The sequence below is a fragment of the Qaidamihabitans albus genome, assembly GCF_016464705.1.
Lineage (GTDB): Bacteria > Actinomycetota > Actinomycetes > Mycobacteriales > Pseudonocardiaceae > Qaidamihabitans > Qaidamihabitans albus.
Window position 1 is genome coordinate 142,766 of the sequence record NZ_JAEHOB010000013.1, and the last position, 16,324, is coordinate 159,089.

21 protein-coding genes are annotated in these 16,324 nt (G+C 72.8%); 8 read left to right on the plus strand and 13 right to left on the minus strand.

Annotated features, from left to right (window positions below):
- Window positions 1-77 precede the first annotated feature (77 nt).
- Window positions 78-725, plus strand: coding sequence for an O-methyltransferase (locus tag JAP66_RS23270; protein WP_199433947.1), 648 nt, complete (start codon window positions 78-80; stop codon window positions 723-725).
- Here the strand turns inward: JAP66_RS23270 and JAP66_RS23275 are convergent.
- Window positions 682-1,893, minus strand: a complete 1,212-nt coding sequence (locus JAP66_RS23275) for an MFS transporter (protein WP_372449009.1) — start codon at window positions 1,891-1,893, stop codon at window positions 682-684. The two genes, JAP66_RS23270 and JAP66_RS23275, sit on opposite strands and share 44 nt — an antisense overlap.
- Window positions 1,894-1,965: 72 nt before the next feature.
- Here JAP66_RS23275 and JAP66_RS23280 point away from each other — a divergent pair, with 72 nt between their 5' ends.
- Window positions 1,966-2,967, plus strand: a complete 1,002-nt coding sequence (locus tag JAP66_RS23280; RefSeq protein WP_199434026.1) for a LysR family transcriptional regulator — start codon at window positions 1,966-1,968, stop codon at window positions 2,965-2,967.
- On the opposite strand, the gene JAP66_RS23285 is transcribed toward JAP66_RS23280, so the two are convergent.
- Together JAP66_RS23285 and JAP66_RS23290 are read right to left on the minus strand one after the other, a co-directional pair.
- The gene (locus JAP66_RS23285) at window positions 2,892-4,421 is read right to left on the minus strand and encodes a leucyl aminopeptidase (RefSeq protein WP_199434025.1); all 1,530 of its coding nucleotides are present in this window, start codon (window positions 4,419-4,421) and stop codon (window positions 2,892-2,894) included. The two genes, JAP66_RS23280 and JAP66_RS23285, sit on opposite strands and share 76 nt — an antisense overlap.
- 84 nt (window positions 4,422-4,505) lie before the next feature.
- Window positions 4,506-4,673, minus strand: coding sequence for a DUF3117 domain-containing protein (locus JAP66_RS23290; protein WP_142000455.1), 168 nt, complete (start codon window positions 4,671-4,673; stop codon window positions 4,506-4,508).
- A 190-nt stretch (window positions 4,674-4,863) separates the two neighbouring features.
- Between JAP66_RS23290 and JAP66_RS23295 the strand changes: the two genes are divergently transcribed.
- Complete coding sequence (locus JAP66_RS23295; RefSeq protein WP_199433949.1) at window positions 4,864-5,658, plus strand: enoyl-CoA hydratase-related protein; 795 nt, start codon at window positions 4,864-4,866, stop codon at window positions 5,656-5,658.
- 14 nt (window positions 5,659-5,672) lie between these two features.
- On the opposite strand, the gene JAP66_RS23300 is transcribed toward JAP66_RS23295, so the two are convergent.
- Genes JAP66_RS23300 through JAP66_RS23315 form a run of 4 tightly spaced genes read right to left on the minus strand, consistent with a single transcriptional unit; the run spans window position 5,673 to window position 7,959 of the window.
- The gene (locus JAP66_RS23300; RefSeq protein ID WP_199433950.1) at window positions 5,673-6,242 is read right to left on the minus strand and encodes a DNA-3-methyladenine glycosylase I; all 570 of its coding nucleotides are present in this window, start codon (window positions 6,240-6,242) and stop codon (window positions 5,673-5,675) included.
- On the minus strand, window positions 6,239-6,691 hold the full coding sequence (locus tag JAP66_RS23305) for an SRPBCC family protein (protein ID WP_199433951.1): 453 nt from the start codon (window positions 6,689-6,691) through the stop codon (window positions 6,239-6,241). Before JAP66_RS23305 ends, JAP66_RS23300 begins: the two co-directional genes overlap by 4 nt.
- Window positions 6,688-7,011, minus strand: coding sequence for a DivIVA domain-containing protein (locus JAP66_RS23310; RefSeq protein ID WP_199433952.1), 324 nt, complete (start codon window positions 7,009-7,011; stop codon window positions 6,688-6,690). Before JAP66_RS23310 ends, JAP66_RS23305 begins: the two co-directional genes overlap by 4 nt.
- Window positions 7,012-7,038: 27 nt before the next feature.
- Window positions 7,039-7,959, minus strand: a complete 921-nt coding sequence (locus tag JAP66_RS23315; protein ID WP_199433953.1) for a glucosyl-3-phosphoglycerate synthase — start codon at window positions 7,957-7,959, stop codon at window positions 7,039-7,041.
- Between the two features lie 47 nt (window positions 7,960-8,006).
- On the opposite strand from JAP66_RS23315, the gene JAP66_RS23320 reads away from it, so the two are divergent.
- Window positions 8,007-8,684, plus strand: coding sequence for a lysophospholipid acyltransferase family protein (locus JAP66_RS23320; protein WP_199433954.1), 678 nt, complete (start codon window positions 8,007-8,009; stop codon window positions 8,682-8,684).
- A 20-nt stretch (window positions 8,685-8,704) separates the two neighbouring features.
- Here JAP66_RS23320 and JAP66_RS23325 read toward each other — a convergent pair whose 3' ends face one another.
- The 3 genes from JAP66_RS23325 to dapE form a co-directional block, all read right to left on the minus strand.
- Entirely contained in the window at window positions 8,705-9,274 is a 570-nt protein-coding gene (locus tag JAP66_RS23325) for an LOG family protein (protein WP_199434028.1), read from the minus strand.
- Window positions 9,274-10,050 (minus strand): LOG family protein, encoded by a 777-nt coding sequence (locus JAP66_RS23330; RefSeq protein ID WP_307849693.1) that lies wholly within the window; start codon window positions 10,048-10,050, stop codon window positions 9,274-9,276. Before JAP66_RS23330 ends, JAP66_RS23325 begins: the two co-directional genes overlap by 1 nt.
- A gap of 64 nt (window positions 10,051-10,114) precedes the next feature.
- Window positions 10,115-11,191, minus strand: coding sequence for a succinyl-diaminopimelate desuccinylase (gene dapE, locus JAP66_RS23335; RefSeq protein ID WP_199433955.1), 1,077 nt, complete (start codon window positions 11,189-11,191; stop codon window positions 10,115-10,117).
- A 36-nt stretch (window positions 11,192-11,227) separates the two neighbouring features.
- On the opposite strand from dapE, the gene JAP66_RS23340 reads away from it, so the two are divergent.
- The 3 genes from JAP66_RS23340 (at window position 11,228) to JAP66_RS23350 (ending at window position 13,724) form a co-directional block, all read left to right on the plus strand.
- Window positions 11,228-11,668 (plus strand): hypothetical protein, encoded by a 441-nt coding sequence (locus JAP66_RS23340; protein ID WP_307849690.1) that lies wholly within the window; start codon window positions 11,228-11,230, stop codon window positions 11,666-11,668.
- Between the two features lie 22 nt (window positions 11,669-11,690).
- Complete coding sequence (dapD, locus tag JAP66_RS23345) at window positions 11,691-12,674, plus strand: 2,3,4,5-tetrahydropyridine-2,6-dicarboxylate N-succinyltransferase (RefSeq protein ID WP_199433956.1); 984 nt, start codon at window positions 11,691-11,693, stop codon at window positions 12,672-12,674.
- Window positions 12,675-12,767: 93 nt separating this feature from the next.
- Window positions 12,768-13,724, plus strand: a complete 957-nt coding sequence (locus JAP66_RS23350; protein WP_199433957.1) for a CHAD domain-containing protein — start codon at window positions 12,768-12,770, stop codon at window positions 13,722-13,724.
- Window positions 13,725-13,756: 32 nt separating this feature from the next.
- Here the strand turns inward: JAP66_RS23350 and dapC are convergent, their stop codons facing one another.
- The 3 genes from dapC to JAP66_RS23365 form a co-directional block, all read right to left on the minus strand.
- Window positions 13,757-14,851 carry a succinyldiaminopimelate transaminase gene (gene dapC / locus JAP66_RS23355; protein ID WP_199433958.1) on the minus strand — a complete coding sequence of 365 codons (1,095 nt, stop codon included), beginning with the start codon at window positions 14,849-14,851 and terminating at the stop codon, window positions 13,757-13,759.
- Window positions 14,848-15,168, minus strand: a complete 321-nt coding sequence (gene fdxA, locus JAP66_RS23360) for a ferredoxin (RefSeq protein WP_199433959.1) — start codon at window positions 15,166-15,168, stop codon at window positions 14,848-14,850. Before fdxA ends, dapC begins: the two co-directional genes overlap by 4 nt.
- Window positions 15,169-15,292: 124 nt before the next feature.
- Window positions 15,293-15,529 (minus strand): hypothetical protein, encoded by a 237-nt coding sequence (locus tag JAP66_RS23365; protein WP_199433960.1) that lies wholly within the window; start codon window positions 15,527-15,529, stop codon window positions 15,293-15,295.
- Window positions 15,530-15,567: 38 nt separating this feature from the next.
- Here JAP66_RS23365 and JAP66_RS23370 point away from each other — a divergent pair, with 38 nt between their 5' ends.
- On the plus strand, window positions 15,568-16,302 hold the full coding sequence (locus tag JAP66_RS23370) for a GNAT family N-acetyltransferase (protein ID WP_307849691.1): 735 nt from the start codon (window positions 15,568-15,570) through the stop codon (window positions 16,300-16,302).
- The last annotated feature ends 22 nt before the right edge of the window (window positions 16,303-16,324 follow it).

Genomic DNA, 16,324 nt, shown 5'->3' on the forward strand with positions numbered 1-16,324 from the left:
GCGGGGGCACCTCGCCACCTCGTCACACCACAGCGTGGTTCACCGGGCCGGGGGGCCGGCCACGCTAACCTCACCCCGTGAGCTCCGAGACGCACCTCGCCGGCACGGCCGATCTCGGCGACTTCATCGAGGGATACGTCCCCGATGACGAGGTACTCGTCGCCGCCCGTGGCCGGGCGGAGGACCTCGGCTGCGGGCCGGTGTCCCCTGCCGGCGGTACGATGCTCAGCTTCCTCGCCGCGACGCTGCAGGCCAGAGCGGTGGTGGAGATCGGAACCGGGGTCGGCGTGAGCGGGCTCTACCTGCTGCGTGGCATGGTCCGTGACGGCGTGCTCACCACGATCGACATCGAACCGGAGTTCCACCGCGCGGCCCGCTCGGCGTTCCTGGAGGCGGGGTTCGCGGCGGGGAGGATGCGGCTGATCATGGGCCGGGCGCTGGACGTGCTGCCCCGGCTCACGTCGGGCGGTTACGACCTGGTGTTCGTCGACGCGGCCCGGCTCGAGTACCCGAACTACTTCGAGCAGGGCGTGCAGCTGCTGCGGCCCGGCGGGGTGATCGTGTTCCACGACGTGCTGGCCGGCGCCCGGATCGGCGAGCCCGCACGGCGCGAGCCCGAGGCCCTGGCGCTGCGGGAGGTCGCCCGCGCCGTGCGTGAGGACGAGCGGCTGCTGCCCGCGATCATCCCGGTGGGCGGCGGGCTGCTGGCGGCGGCGGCGTTCTGACCGCTCGCCCGCTCACCACGGCGGCCGCGACGGCGGCGAGCGCGAGCCACGCCGACACGGCGGCCACCAGGGCGGCCCAGCCGGCGTGGCCGTAGACGACGCTGCCTGCCGTGCCGCCGACGCTGCTGCCGAGGTAGTACGCGAGCGTGTAGAGGCCGGCCGTCTGGCCGCGGACCCGTTCGGGTGCCTCCGCCGCGGCCCACCCGTTGGCCACCGCGTGGGCCGCGAAGAAACCACCGGTCAGGACGATGAAGCCGAGCACGATCAGGGGCAGCGAGTCGGGCAGCGTCAGCAGCGCACCCAGCACGGTGATCGCGAGCGCGGTGAGCAGCGAGCGCCGCCTGCCGAAGCGGGCGACGAGCTGTCCCGCGGTCGCGGAGGACACGGCGCCCATCGCGTAGGCGAGGAACACCAGCGACGCGACGGCGGGGCTGAGCGCGAGCGGCGCACCGGTGAGCCGGAACCCGGCAGCGTTGTAGAGCGCGACGAACGACCCCATCGCCAGCAGCGCGACCGCGTACTGGGCCAGCAGCACCGGTTGCCGCACGGCCACCGCGATCCCGCTGATCGCTCCCCGCGGCCGCCGCCGGTCCCCCGCGGGCGGGCGGGGGAGGAGGAGCACGGTGAGCAGGGCGCAGAGCAGGGCGAGGACGGCGACGACGAGGAGCGCCCCACGCCAGCCGAACCACTCGGTGCTCACCCCGCCGGCCAACCTGCCGAGCATCCCGCCGACGGTGTTGCCCGCTATCATCGCGCCGACCGCGGCGGCGACCCCGGCCCGCCCGAGCACCTCCACCAGGTACGCGGCCGCGATCCCGGGGAATCCCGCGATCGCCACGCCCTGTACCGCGCGCAGCACGAGCAGCACCTCGAACGACGGCGCGAGCGGCAGCAGCAGCCCGAGTGCGACCGACGCGAGCACCGAGCCGAGGATGACCGGCCGCCGCCCGACGAACTCCGAGAGCACCGCGATCGGCAGCACCATGATCGCGAGCGCACCGGTGGCCACGCTGACCGCCAGCGACGCCCGGCCCGGGTCCAGCGCGAACCGCTCGGCGAGCTGCGGCAGCAACGGCTGCGGCGCGTACAGCAGCGCGAACGAGCAGATCCCGGCCGCGGCGACCGCCACGGTCACGTGCCGGACTTTCACCCGCTGCTCCACGGCCATCGTCACGGCCATGACGCTAAGCGGCGCTAACCAATACGTCCAATACGTCTATACGGCACAATCGATGCTGTGATGAATGAGTCACTCGAGTCGACCGACGACCGGGTGGTCGCGGAGCTGGCCCCGCAAGCCGCGCTGCTCGCCGCACTCGGGGAGACGGGCAACCTGACCCGCGCCGCCGAGTCGCTCGGCATCCCGCAGCCCACCGCGAGCAGGCGGCTGGCCGCGCTCGGGGAGCTGCTCGGTGCCCCGGTGACCGTGCCCGACGGCCGCGGCATCCGGCTGAGCCGGGCCGGGGTACTGCTCGCCGACGCCACCACCAGGGCGGTCGGCATCCTGCACGGCGGCGCCCGGCGTGCCCGCGAGGAGATCGAGCCGGAGCGTGGCCACGTCGTGCTCGGCTTCCTGCACCTGCTCGGCCGCTCGCTCGTACCCGGGCTGCTCCGCGACTTCCGCGCCCACCACCCGCACGCCCGGTTCAGCCTCGTACAGGGCTCCCGTCAGGACGTCCTCGACCGGCTCGGCACCGGCGCGATCGACGTCGCGCTCGTCGCCCCGCCACCCGACGACCCGGCGGTCGCCAGTGGCGTCCTCGCCGAGGAGGAGCTGTTCCTCTCCGTGCCCGCCGACCACCGGCTCGCCGGGCGCGGCCAGGTCCGCGTGGCGGAGCTGCGGCGGGAGGAGTTCGTGCTCCTCGAACCGGGCTACGGGCTCCGGCAGATCACCGACGAGCTGTGCGCGCGGGCCGGGTTCACGCCCACGATCGCGTTCGAGGGCCAGGAGTCGGATACCGTGCGCGGGCTCGTCGCCGCCGGGCTTGGCGTCGCGCTCCTGCCGAAGTTCGGGCCCGCCGCACCCGCCGGGGTGGCCGAGGTGCCGCTGAGCCCCACGGTGACCCGCTCGATCGGGCTGGTGTGGCCCGCACGGACACCGCTGACCCCGGCCGTCGCCGCGTTCCGCGACTTCGTGCTGGCTCGGTGCCCTTCACCCGGGCCCGGTCAGGCGAACGACTCGGCCAGCTCCACGAGCGTGCGCGCGGCGAAGCCGGTGCCGCCGGGCACCACCTCGTCGTAGTTCTTGTCCGAACGGGCCGGGCCTGCGATGTCCAGGTGCGCCCACGGCAGCCCGCCGGTGAACTCCCGCAGGAACAGCGCGGCCGTGATTCCGGCGGGACCGGGCGGCGCCTGCCGCACATCGGCGATCTCGCCCCGCACGTCCTCGGCGTGCGCCTCCAGCAGCGGCATCCGCCACCACTGCTCCCCGGCCCGCTCACCCGCGGCGCGCACCCGCTCGGCGAGGTCGTCGTCGCTGGCGAACAGGCCGCCGGTGCGCAGGCCGAGCGACACCTTCATCGCTCCCGTCAGCGTCGCCACGTCGACCAGCGCGTCCGGGCCGAAGTGACGCACCCCGTAGGCGAGCGCGTCGGCCAGCACCAGACGGCCCTCGGCGTCGGTGTTGGCGACCTCGGTGGTCCGGCCGCCGTAGTGGCGCACCACGTCGCCGGGACGATAGGCCGAGCCGGACACGTGGTTCTCCGCCGCGGGCACCAGCGCGGTCACGCGGACGCCGGGGCGCAGGGCGGCGATCGCGCGCATCGCCGCGATCACCGCGGCTCCACCGGACATGTCGGTGCGCATGAGATGCATGCCGTCGGCGGGCTTGATCGAGATGCCACCGGTGTCGAAGGTGATGCCCTTGCCGACGAGCAGTAGGTGCCGGGTCGCGCCCCGCGGCCGGTAGCTCAGCTCGATCAGCCGCGGCGGGCTCGCCGAGCCACCCCCGACCGCGAGCAGACCGCCGAACCCCTTGGCGGCGAGCCACTCCTCGTCCCGCACGGTCACGGACAGCCCGCTGGTGTCACCGGCCGCGCGCTCGGCCATCCCGGCGAGCCACGCGGGGTCCTTCACGTTGGCGGGGGTGTTGGCCAGGTCCCGGGCGAACGCCGACGCGGCGGCCAGCTCGCGCGCCCGCCGGACCGAGTCGGCGCAGGCGGGCAGCTGGTGGCCGGGCCCGGTCACCAGGCGCAACGCGCGAACCGCCGGCTCGGGGTCGGCGGAGCTCAGCTCGTAACGGTAGCCGCCGAGCAGGGCACCGAGGGCGAACTCGGCGTAGTGCTCGGAGCCCGCGGCGGCGGGCAGCTCGACCTGGACGGTCCGGGGCGGCCGGGCGCCTGCCTCGGACTCCGCCGCGGCGTAGGCGTTCGCGGCGCGGATGAACGCGGCACCCGCGCTGCGGTACTGCCTGCCCGTACCGCCGCCGACGCCGACCAGCCAGCGCGGTCCGGAGTCCCCGGGTACGGTCTGCACCTCACCGGCCTTGCCGGTGACCCCGAGCTCGGTGAGCAGACCAGCGTGCGGTGACGGCTCGGTGGCCCCGGTGTCCTCGGTGTTTCCCGTGGCTCCGGTCTCGTCGGTTTCGCCGGACTGCTGCGGGACCAGGACGGCGAGCGGCGCCGCACGGCGAGCGGTGTCGGCGACCTCGACGTCGAGTAACCGGGTGGGGACGGGCGGCAGCGGCGAACGAGCCATCGACATGCCTCCAGGGCAGGGTGAACGGGCCAGCCCGAAACAACGTCACATGCTGGCGAGCGGTGGGGACGGGCCGGGCGCGCTCTAGCCGGTGGCCTCCTGAAGGGCCGCACCGAGATCCTTGGCCTCCTCGGCCGACAGTTCGACGACGAGTCGCCCACCACCCTCGAGCGGTACGCGCATCACGAGGCCCCGCCCCTCCTTAGTCACTTCGAGGGGACCATCTCCGGTCCGGGGCTTCATGGCCGCCATAGCGTGCTCCCTCCGTCTGAACCAGCGCGCCCGGGTCGCGCTCGCCAAAGCAACCGGGTTGTGACCATTGTCCCCCATCAGCCGAAGGCCGCGAACGCGGACCGATCTTAACGCAAGCCATAGGTGCTGGTATGCGGCTCGTGAGGCTGTCAGACTCGCGGGTCGGGAACGAGGAAAGGAAGGATCTTCAGTGACCACAGAGGACGTGCTGCAGCTTACCGACGCCGACGGCGTGCGGACGCTGACGCTGAACAGGCCGAAGGCGTACAACTCACTCACCGTCGAGCTGAAGGAGCGGCTGCTGGCCGCGCTGCGGGACGCGGCCGCGGACCCCGGGGTGCGCGCGGTGGTGCTGACCGGCTCCGGCAAGGCCTTCTGCGCCGGGCAGGACCTGAAAGAGCACGTCGGGATGCTGCGGACGGGCGACAAGGCACCGCTGTCCACGGTCGCCGAGCACTACAACCCGATCGTCCGGACGATCGTGGACATGCCGAAGCCGGTGATCGCGGCGGTGAACGGCCCGGCCGCCGGAGCGGGCGCGGCCTTCGCCTACGCCGCCGATCTGCGGATCGCGGCGGGGTCGGCGAACTTCATGATGGCCTTCGCCAATGTCGGGCTCGGACCGGACTCGGGCGCGTCGTGGACCCTGCAGCGGCTGATCGGCTACGGCCGGGCGACCGAGCTGATGCTGCTCGCCCGCACCGTCGACTCCACCGAGGCGCTGCGGATCGGGCTGGTCAGCGAGGTCGTGACCGACGAGGAGCTGCCGTCGAGGGCGCACGCGCTGGCGGCCCGGCTGGCGGCGGGGCCCACGCTCGCCTACTCGAAGATCAAGGGAGTCCTCGCCACCGCCGCCGAGAGCACGCTGGAGGAGGCGCTCGCCGCGGAGGGCGAGGCGCAGGGCGTGCTCGGCGCCACCGCCGATCACGCGGAGGCGGTCGACGCCTTCGTCGCCAAGCGCACCCCCGACTTCACCGGCAAGTAGTTCAGCGGGCTGGTTCAGGAGGCGCGGAAGCAGCCCTGCACGTGGTCGTCGACCATGCCGGTGGCCTGCATCGTCGCGTAGCAGGTGGTGGGCCCCACGAAGACGAACCCGCGCTTCTTCAGCGCGCGGGCCATCGCCGTCGACTCCGGGGTGATCGCGGGCAAGTCGGCCATCGTGCGGGGCCGCTCGCGCGCACCCGCGGAGGGGGCGAACGACCACAGCAGGTCGTCCAGCGGCAGGTCGAGCTCCGCGATCGCCCGCGCGTTGGTGATCGTGGCCAGTATCTTCGCCCGGTTGCGCACGATCGAGGCGTCGCCGAGCAGCCGCGCCACGTCGTCGTCGCCGAACCGCGCCACCTGCTCAGGGTCGAAGCCGGCGAACGCGCGCCGGAAACTGTCCCGCTTGCGCAGGATCGTCAGCCAGGAAAGGCCTGACTGGAACGCCTCGAGCGACAGCCGCTCGAACAGCGCGGCCTCGCCGCGCACCGGAAAGCCCCACTCGGTGTCGTGGTACTCGGCGTAGTCCGGCGCCGAGTTCCCCCACGAGCAGCGCGCGACGCCGTCCTCCCCCAGCAGCTCGTTCATCCGCCCACCACATAGGACTCGGCGAACCGCGCGAAGCGCTGCAACGACTGCCGCAGGCCGAGCGAGAACACCGGCTTCACGAGCGGCCAGCCGAGCCGTCCCAGCACGCCGAACGGCAGGACCAGCTGTTCCGACCAGATGAACACCGACCGCTGCGGCCCGCGGTCCTGCACGTGGAAGGCTCCGGTGCCCCGCACGATCCGGCCGAGATGCCGCACCGTGCAGCGCACCGGCGGTTCCCAGCTGGTGATCTCCATCGTGTCGGTGAACCCGATCCCGGCGACGCCGGTGAACGCCTCCAGCCGCGAGCCGACGCTGCGCCCGTTACCGGAGACCACCCGCACCTCCGTGCCGAGCATCCACTCCTGCTGGCGGTTCCAGTCGGTCAGCGCCAGCCACGTCGTCCCGGCCGGCGCGGCCACGTCGACGGACACCACCACATCGGTCATCGGGTCGCCTCGCGCCGCTCGGCCCGGCCGGCGACCTCGGCCTCCAGCTCCGCGACGCGGCTCCGCAACCCGTCGATCTCGGCGCCCAGCCGGGTCATCACCCAGTCGACCTCGGACATCTTGTAGCCGCGCAGAACGAGCTGGAACCGCACCGCGCTCACGTCCTCGCCGGTGACCTCCTCGGCGGGCAGCCGCGTCGGCGAGCTGCCCGGCGCCAGCGGGGCCAGCTCCTCACCACGCCCGAACACGACCGCGGCCAGCAGGAAAACCACTGCCGCCACGAGCAGCATGATCACGAGGTAGATGAGCGCGGTGGTCACGGGTCCGATCGTGACACACCGGCGCGGTCAGCCGCGCGCCGCCAGCACCTCCCGCATCGGCGGCCGATCGGTCACCAGCACGTCGGTGACGTCCGGCAACCACTCCCCCGACACCTGCACGAACTGGGTGAGCTCGGCGCCGTCCGCCTCGATCCCGCAGCGTGCGAGCGCGGTGCCGAGGATCTGCCTGGCCATCACGCCGAGTTGCAGCAGCGAGCGGTTGCGGTGCTTGCGCACGCCCAGGTTCACCTGCGCGAGCGCGTCGATCCCGTAGCGCGCCTCCGCATCGAGCAGCAGCCCGATCTCGACGCCGTACCCGGCTGCGAACGGCACCGACTCCAGCAGTTCCCTGGTGGCCGCGTACTCCCCGCCCAGCGGCTGGACCAGCCCGGAGAGCGCCGGCCGCAGCGCCGAGAGCACCGGCCGGGCCAGCAACTCGGTGACGCGGCCGCCACCGGTGCCGATCTCGGCGGTCTCCAGTCGCAGCGGGCGCCGGTAGAAACCCTTCACCAGGTGCACATCCGGTTCGGACAGCAGCGGCCCGAGCAGCGCGGGCACGAACGCCGGGTCCGGGTCGACGAGGTCGGAGTCGAGGAACACCACCACATCGCCGCTGGTCGCCGCGAGCGAGCGCCACAGCACCTCGCCCTTGCCGGGCAGCGTCGCCCAGTCGGACAGCACGTCCTCGCGCCGCACCACGCGCGCGCCCGCCCTGGCCGCCGCCGCGACGGTGCCGTCGGTGGACCCCGAGTCGGCGACCACGAGTTCGTCCACGAGCGAGCCGAGCAGCGGGCGGACGGAGGACACCACGCCGGCGACGGTGTCCTCCTCGTTCAGCGCGGGCAGCACCACGGAGACCGTCCGTGCTCCCTTCGCGCGCGCCAGTCCGGCGGCCGTCCACGCGGGGGCCTGCCAGGTCCGTTCGGAGAACCAGCGCGGCGATGTCATGTGTCTGATCGTGCCATCCTGGGTAGTCGCGGACGGCTGGAGGAGACGTGTTGCATCTGTTGATCCGGAGGATTCTCGCGCCGCTGGTGCGGATGCTGTACCGCCCGGTGGTGCACGGCGCGGAGCGGGTACCGCCGGAGGGGCCGGTGATCCTGGCGGCGAACCACCGTTCGGCGGTCGACACGGCGGTGATCCCGCTCGTGACACCGCGGCCGGTGCGGTTCCTCGGCAAGGCCGAGTACTTCGAGGGCCGGGGACCGAAGGGCCGGTTCGTCGCCGCGTTCCTCTCCGCGCTCGGCTACGTGCCGGTGGAGCGGGGAAACGCGAAGGCGGGACTGGCCGCGCTGGAGGCCGCGCGGAAGGTACTCGACGACGGCGGCGCGTTCGGCATCTACCCGGAGGGCACCCGCTCGCTGGACGGCAGGCTGCACCGCGGGCACACCGGCGTCGGCGCGCTCGCACTGGCCACCGGGGCCAGGGTGGTGCCGGTGGCGCTGGCCGGTACCGAGCGGGTGCAGCCGGTCGGCAGGCGCATCCCCCGGCCGGCGAAGGTGACCGTCCGCTTCGGCGACCCGCTGGACTTCTCCCGCTACGACGGCATGGAAGCCTCGCCCGCGATCCGGCGCGCCGTGACCGACGAGGTCATGTACGCGATCATGGAGCTGTCCGGCCAGGAGTACGTCGACGCCTACCACAGGAAGCCGGGAGCGGCGGACGCCGCGTGAGCGCTGTGTGAGCGCCGGGGTCAGCCTGCCCACCTTTCGACCGGCTCCGCCTGGTGCCGCTCGAACGCATCGAGCAGCGCGACCGGATCCGCGTCGATGGTCACCAGCTCGCGGCTGCGGGTGTTGAGGAAGCCCTCCTCGACCATGTGGTCGATGAACTCGGCGAGCTTGGTGTAGTAGCCGCCCGCGTCCACCAGTGCGAGGGGCTTGGCGTGCAGGCCCAGCTGCGCCCACGTCCACACCTCGAACAGCTCCTCCAGGGTGCCCGCGCCGCCGGGCAGGGCGAGGAAGCCGTCGGAGAGCTCGGCCATCTTCGCCTTGCGCTGGTGCATGTCCTCGACGACGTACTGCTCGGTGAGCCGGTCGTGGGCGATCTCCACCCGCATGAGGTGCTGCGGGATCACGCCGATGACCTCACCACCCGCGGCCAGCGCCGCGTCGGCGACGACCCCCATCAGCCCGACACTCGCGCCGCCGTAGACCACGCCGATCCCGCGCTCGGCGAGCAGCGTGCCCAGCGCCGCGGCGTCGCGCCCGTAGCCCTCGCCGACGCCCGTCGACGAACCGCAGAACACACAGACCCGCCTGATCAATGCGTGTCCTCCCAAGCCTTGTACGCCTCGAGCACTATCCCCACCGCATCGTCGATGTCGTCGGTGACGTGCAGCAGCGCGGCGTCCCGCTCGCCGATCTTGCCCTCGGCGAGCACCGTGTCGCGCACCCATTCGTAGAGCCCGTTCCAGTACGCCGAGCCGAAGAGCACCACGGGGAACTTCGTGACCTTCTTCGTCTGCACCAGCGTGAGCGCCTCGAACAGCTCGTCGAGCGTGCCGAACCCGCCCGGCAGGCAGATGAACGCCTGCGCGTACTTGACGAACATCGTCTTGCGGGTGAAGAAGTAGCGGAAGTTCACCCCGAGGTCCACCCACGGGTTCAGGCCCTGCTCGAACGGCAGCTCGATGCCGAGCCCGATCGAGAGGCCGCCCGCCTCGGAGGCACCGCGGTTGACGGCCTCCATCGAGCCGGGACCGCCGCCGGTGATCGAGGCGAAGCCCGCGTTGGCCAGCGCCGCCCCGATGTCGCGCCCGAGCTGGTACTCGGGATGCTCGCGCGGGGTGCGGGCCGACCCGAACACCGTCACCGCGCGGGGCACCTCGGCGAGCGCGCCGAAGCCCTCCACGAACTCCGCCTGGATCCGCAGCACCCGCCACGGGTCGGTGTGCACCCAGTCGCTCGGCCCCCGGGAGTCCAGCAGCCGCTGGTCGGTCGTGGAGTCCTCGGCCTGCCTGCCCCGGCGCAGCACGACCGGTCCGCGGTGCCGCTCCGGCGGGTGCTCGTTGTCCTCACCGGAGATGTCACGGGGGATGTCACCGTGCTGGCTGTGCTCGTCCTGGCGGTCCACGTGGTCACTCACAGCGCCCACCCTAGAGTCACCCGGCGAGGAACGACCGGAGCACCTCGGCAACGCGGGCGATCTCGGCCCCTGCCACGTGCTCCTGCCGGGTGTGGGCGAGCGTCGGGTCACCGGGGCCGAAGTTCAGGGCGGGCATCCCGAGTGCGGCGAACCGGGCGACGTCGGTCCAGCCGAGTTTGGCGGCGGCCTCGCCCCCTGCCGCCCGCACCAGTTCCGCGGCGGCGGGCGCCGAGAGCCCGGGCAGGGCTCCCGGCGAGCAGTCGACCACGACCGGCTCGAACCCGTCGAACACCTCCCGCAGGTGCCGTTCCGCGTCCTCGGGACTGCGGTCGGGGGCGAACCGGAAGTTGACGGCGAGCACCGCCTCGTCCGGTACGACGTTGCCGGAGACCCCGCCGGACACCCGCACGGCCTGCAGGCCCTCGCGGTAGGTCAGCCCGTCGATGTCGACCACCCTCGGCGTGTACCCGGTGAGCACCCGCAGCGGCGCGGCCAGTGCGTGGATGGCGTTCACCCCCATCCAGGCCCGCGCGGTGTGCGCCCTGGTACCGGTACCGCGCAGCTCCACCCGCATCGTGCCCTGGCAACCCGCCTCGATCACCGCGTTGGAGGGCTCCCCCACGATCGCGAGGTCGCCCCGCAGCCAGCCCGGCAGCTCGCGTTCGATGCGGCCGAGGCCGTTGCGCGCAGCCTCGACCTCCTCACAGTCGTAGAAGACGAACGTCACGTCGTGCCGTGGCTCCGGCAGCGTCGCCGCCAGGTGCAGGAACACCGCGTCGCCGCCCTTCATGTCCACCGTGCCGAGGCCGTACAGCACCTCGCCCGCCCCTGAGCCGCTGCGGCGCACCGGCAGGTTGCCGTTCACCGGCACGGTGTCCAGGTGGCCTGCCAGCACGACCCGCGAAGGCCGGCCCAGCGAGGTGCGTGCGAGCACGGCGTCGCCGTTGCGGACGACCTCCAGGTGCGCCGCCTGCGCGCGCAGGGCGGCCTCCACGGCATCGGCGATCCCGGCCTCGTCGCCGGAGACGCTCGGGATGTCCACGAGGGCGGCGGTGAGGTCGACGGGATCGGCGCGCAGGTCGAGCGAGGGCATGCTCGCACCGTACTGGCCGCTGCGTACGGTGATGGCGTGCGCATCCGAGTAGTCCTCGCCACCCTCGCCGGTGCCCTGCTGCTGATGCTGCCCGCCTGCTCCGAAGAGGCCGGCCCGACGCCCAAGCAGGCGCCCGATCCCGGGCCGGAGGCGCTGTCGGTCAAGCTCGGCAACCTGATGGTCGATCCCTGCTTCCGCAGACCGGCCGAGATGGACCCGCCGAGCTGCCAGAAGTACGTCACCCAGCTCGCCAGCGTGCCGGGCACCGCCGAGAAGTTCGCCGGCACCGAGCACCCCGAGCTGGCGGCGGCAGCGCGCGAGCTCGCGGCCGGGGTCAGCACCTACCGGGACAACGGCTGTGCCGCACCGGACGCGGGCGAGGCGTGCACGAGGGCGCTGACCGACATCGCCGCGGCGGTCGAGGAGATCGAGGCGGGCGTCGGCGAGCTGCCCGGTGTCCCGGAGACGGCCGGCTGAGCCAGGCGTTACGGTTACGGCCGTGAGCGAGACCCCGAACCCCGAAACCACCGGCGCGACCGGCGTCGGCCTCGCGACCGTCACCGACGGCGGCACGGTGCTGGACACGTGGTTCCCGCACCCCAAGCTGATCGACGGCGGCAGTGGAGGCGGCACCGAGCGGCTGTCACCCGCGCAGGCGGCCGAGGCCCTCGGCGAGTCGGTCACGGCGTTGCTCGGCCCGGACACCGACCGCGAGGTGGAGATCGTCGCGGTGCGCGTGACCATCCCCACGCTGGCGAGCGCGCCCGCGGACGCGCACGACATCTACCTCCGGCTGCACCTGCTCTCGCACCGGCTGGTCCAGCCGCACGGTCAGAATCTGGACGGGGTGTTCGGGCTGCTCTCGAACGTCGTCTGGACCAACCACGGCCCGTGCCCGGTGGAGGGCTTCGAGGCCACCCGGCTGCGGCTGCGCGCACGCGGCCACGTGACGGTGTACGGCATCGACAAGTTCCCGCGGATGGTCGACTACGTCACGCCGGGCGGCGTGCGGATCGCCGACGCCGACCGGGCCCGCCTCGGCGCGCACCTCGCCCCGGGCACCACCGTGATGCACGAGGGCTTCGTGAACTTCAACGCGGGCACGCTCGGCGCCTCGATGGTCGAGGGCCGGATCTCGGCGGGCGTGGTGATCGGCGACGGCACCGACATCGGTGGCGGGGCGTCGATCATGGGCACCCTCTCCGGTGGCGGCAAGGAAGTGATCTCGGTCGGTGAGCGCTGCCTGATCGGCGCGAACGGCGGTGTCGGGATCTCGCTCGGCGACGACTCGGTGGTCGAGGCCGGGCTGTACGTCACGGCGGGCACGAAGGTCCTCGTCGAGGGCCGGTCGGTGAAGGCGCGCGAGCTCTCCGGCGTCTCCGGGGCGCTCTTTCGCCGCAACTCCTCGACCGGCGCCGTGGAGGCCGTGCCGCGCACCGGTTCCGGCGTCGAGCTGAACTCCGCGCTGCACGCCAACGACTGAGCACCCGTCCCGCCCTCGTGAGTGCGCACACGAGTTAGAACGCCGGTTGCCACTCACGAGGGTCCACCGGCGCGTTCACCTACAATTCATCCGGTGACCGCCGAATCGCTGCCCGAGACCGCCGAGCTGGGACTGTCCGAGGAACCGCTCGAAGCCGGCCCCGACGACTCCCCTGCGCGGCACGTCCGCGCCAAGGTGGATGCCCAGTTGCGCGAGCTGCTTGCCTACGAGCCGGGCACCCGCAGCGGCAAGGATCCCGAGGACCTGCACCAGATGCGGGTGGCCACCCGCAGGCTGCGCAGCGTGCTCAAGCTCGCCGCGCCGCTGCTCGGTCCGGGCACCGAGCAGGTGCGGGCCGAACTCGGCTGGCTCGGTGCCGCGCTCGGTGAGGTCCGTGACCACGATGTGCTCATCGGTCACCTGCGCGAGGTTGTCGAGGACTTCGAGGTCGCCGACCAGGCGGCTGCCCGCCGGCTGGTCACCGTGTTCATCAGGGAGCGCGGGCGCGCGAAGCGGCGGCTGAACCGGGCCCTGTCCTCGGGCCGGTACACCGCGCTGCTGCGCGACACCGCGCAGCTCACCAGGCAGCCGGACATCGAGCCGGACACCGCGGCGCTCGTCGGCAGCCAGGAGGCGGGCACGCTGCTCGTCGACTCGCTGCGCAAACCGCACCGCAGGCTGATGAAGGCGGTCGCGGCGTTGCCCGCCGACCCGCCGGACGACGACCTGCACGCCCTGCGCATCCATGGCAAGCGTTTGCGTTACACGGCGGAGCTGGCCCGGCCCGCCGCGGGCAAGAAGCAGACCAAGAAGATCGGCAAGCTGGTCAAGGCGGCGAAGGACCTGCAGACGGTGCTCGGCGAGCACCAGGACGCCGTGGTCGCCACCACGCGCATGCGGGAACTGCTGGACTCGCAGGACGCCCACGTGGGCTTCGTCGCGGGCCGGATCGCCGAGCGCGAGCAGGCCCGGCGTGCGCTAGCCCGCCAACAGTGGCCCGGCACGGTGTCCCGGATCGACGCGGCGGCACAGGCCCTGCTCAGGTCGTGAGTGCGCACACGAGTTAGAACTCGTGTCGGCACTCACGACTTGGCCAGGCGCTCGGCCGCGGCGTTGATCCGCTCGTCCGTCGCGGTCAGCGCGATGCGCACGTGCTGCCGCCCCGCGGGGCCGTAGAAGGAGCCGGGAGCGACCAGGATGCCCTGCCGGGCGAGCCGGTCGACGGTCACCGTGGCGTCCTCGCCCCGGGTCGCCCACAGGTACAACCCTGCCTCGGAGTGGTCGATGCGAAAGCCACTGTCCCGCAGCGCCTCCCGCAGCACCTTCCGGCGGGCGGCGTAGCGCTCGCGCTGTGCGTGCATGGCCGCGTCGTCGGACAGCGCGGCGGTCATGGCCTCCTGGACGGGCCTCGGCACGATCATGCCGGCGTGCTTGCGCACCGCCAGCAGCTCGGCGACCAGCGCGGGATCGCCGGTGACGAACCCGGCGCGGTAGCCGGCCAGGTTCGCCGACTTGGACAGCGAGTGCACGGCGAGCAGGCCGTCCAGCCGACCACCGTGAACGGCGGGATGCAGCACCGAGACCGGCTCGCCCTCCCAGCCGAGCGCGAGGTAGCACTCGTCGGACACGACGATCGTGCCGCGGTCGCGGGCCCACTCGACGACCTTGCGCAGGTGCTCGAGGCCGAGCACCCGGCCGGTCGGGTTGGACGGTGAGTTCAGCCACAGCAGTGCGGGCCGCTGCGGCCCGAGCGCCGTGAGCCCGTCCGCCCGCAGCACGGTCGCCCCGGCGAGCAGGCCGCCCACCTCGTACGTCGGGTAGGCGAGCTCCGGGATGACGACCAGCTCACCCGGGCCGGTGCCGAGCAGCGTCGGCAGCCAGGCGACCAGCTCCTTGGACCCGATCGTCGGCAACACGGCCGCCGGATCGATCCCCTCGACACCGTGCCGCCTGCGCAACGCGCCGACCGCGGCGGAGCGCAGGGCCGGCGTGCCGTGGGTGGCCGGGTAACCGGGCACGTCGGACACCGAGGCGAGCGCGGCACGGATGCTGTCGGGTACCGGATCGACCGGGGTCCCGACGGAGAGATCCACGATCCCCCCTGGATGCGCCCGCGCCCGCTCGGTCTGCTCGGCCAGCGAGTCCCAGGGAAAGTCCGGGAGCTGGACCCGGCTCATTCGGCCTGCGGGGGCAGGTCCTTGATCCACTGCGGGTCGTGGCTGGTCTTACCGACCTTGGAGGCGCCGCCCGGCGAGCCCAGCTCGTCGAAGAAGTCGACGTTGGCCTTGGTGTAGGCGCTCCACTCGTCCGGGACGTCGTCCTCGTAGTAGATGGCTTCGACCGGACACACCGGCTCGCAGGCTCCGCAGTCGACACACTCGTCGGGGTGGATGTAGAGCATCCGGTCGCCCTCGTAGATGCAGTCGACGGGGCACTCGTCGATGCATGTCTTGTCGAGCACGTCGACGCAGGGCTCGGCGATCACATAGGTCACTGCGTTTCTCCTGGTTCAGTGGTCTGGCCCGATAACGGACATTACGCTGTCCCGCTCGGCATCCTATGCCGAGGCCCGTCTCGGTCCCCGGCCGCACGGGTGGCGTGAACGCCGTTCACCGAACCTACTCCGCGCGGCGGTTCTTCCGCTCCGGCACACGGCTGTCGCCGGTCACCACGAAGCGGGGCTTCTCCTTCGCGGCCCCGCCCTGGCCATCCGTGCCGTCAGTGCCGTCATTGTTGTCATTGTCGTCATTGTCGTCCGTGCCGGACCTACCGGTGTTCACCGCCCGGTTGAAGCCCTCGGCGATCTCCTTGACCAGATCGGCGTTGTGACGATCGTCCCTGCGCGCGATACTCATCGATCCTCCTCGCTTGCGGCTTTGCTACCAATCTAATGGTGAACGACGCGGAAATGCTCGAGCACGCGTGCGCCGACGCCTGGCCCCCGCAGGTCGAACGCGCCCTCGGCGGGTGGCGGCTGCGGGCGGCAGGCGGCTTCACCGGCCGGGCCAACAGCGCACTGGCCATCGGCGATCCGGACGGCCCGGTGCGCCGCGCGCTCGAATCGGTCTGTGAGTTCGCCCACGCTCACGGCATCGAGCCGATGGTGCAGGCGATCCTCGGCGGCCCGGTCGAGGACGTGCTCGCGAGTTCGGGCTGGGTGCCGCACGACGACCACCCGGCGGGCAACGAGGTGTCCGTGCTGCTCGGGCCGCTCGGCCGGGCCGAGGAGCACGCGCCGACCCGCGTGCTCGGCACGCCGACGCCCGGCTGGTGGGAGCTGACCGTCGGCACCACCGAGCCCACGGACGCGCAGCGGCACGTGCTCACCGGCCGCCCGCCCGCCGGGTTCGGCGTCGCCGAGGACGGCGGCAGCACCACCGGCGCGGTGCGGGGCGTGCTCGTCGGTGACGTCCTGCACGTCGCCCGCCTTGCGGTGCGGCCGGAGCTTCGCCGCGGCGGACTCGCCACCGCGCTGATGGGGGCGATCGGCGGCTGGGCGGCGGGCCTGGGCGCTACCCGCTGTGCACTCCAGGTGTCGGTGCGCAACAGCGGCGCGCTCGCCCTCTACGAGCGGCTCGGATTCCGCGAGCACCATCGTTATCGCTACTGGGTTCCCGCCGCCCCGTGACGGGCCGGACGTGGAAGGATCG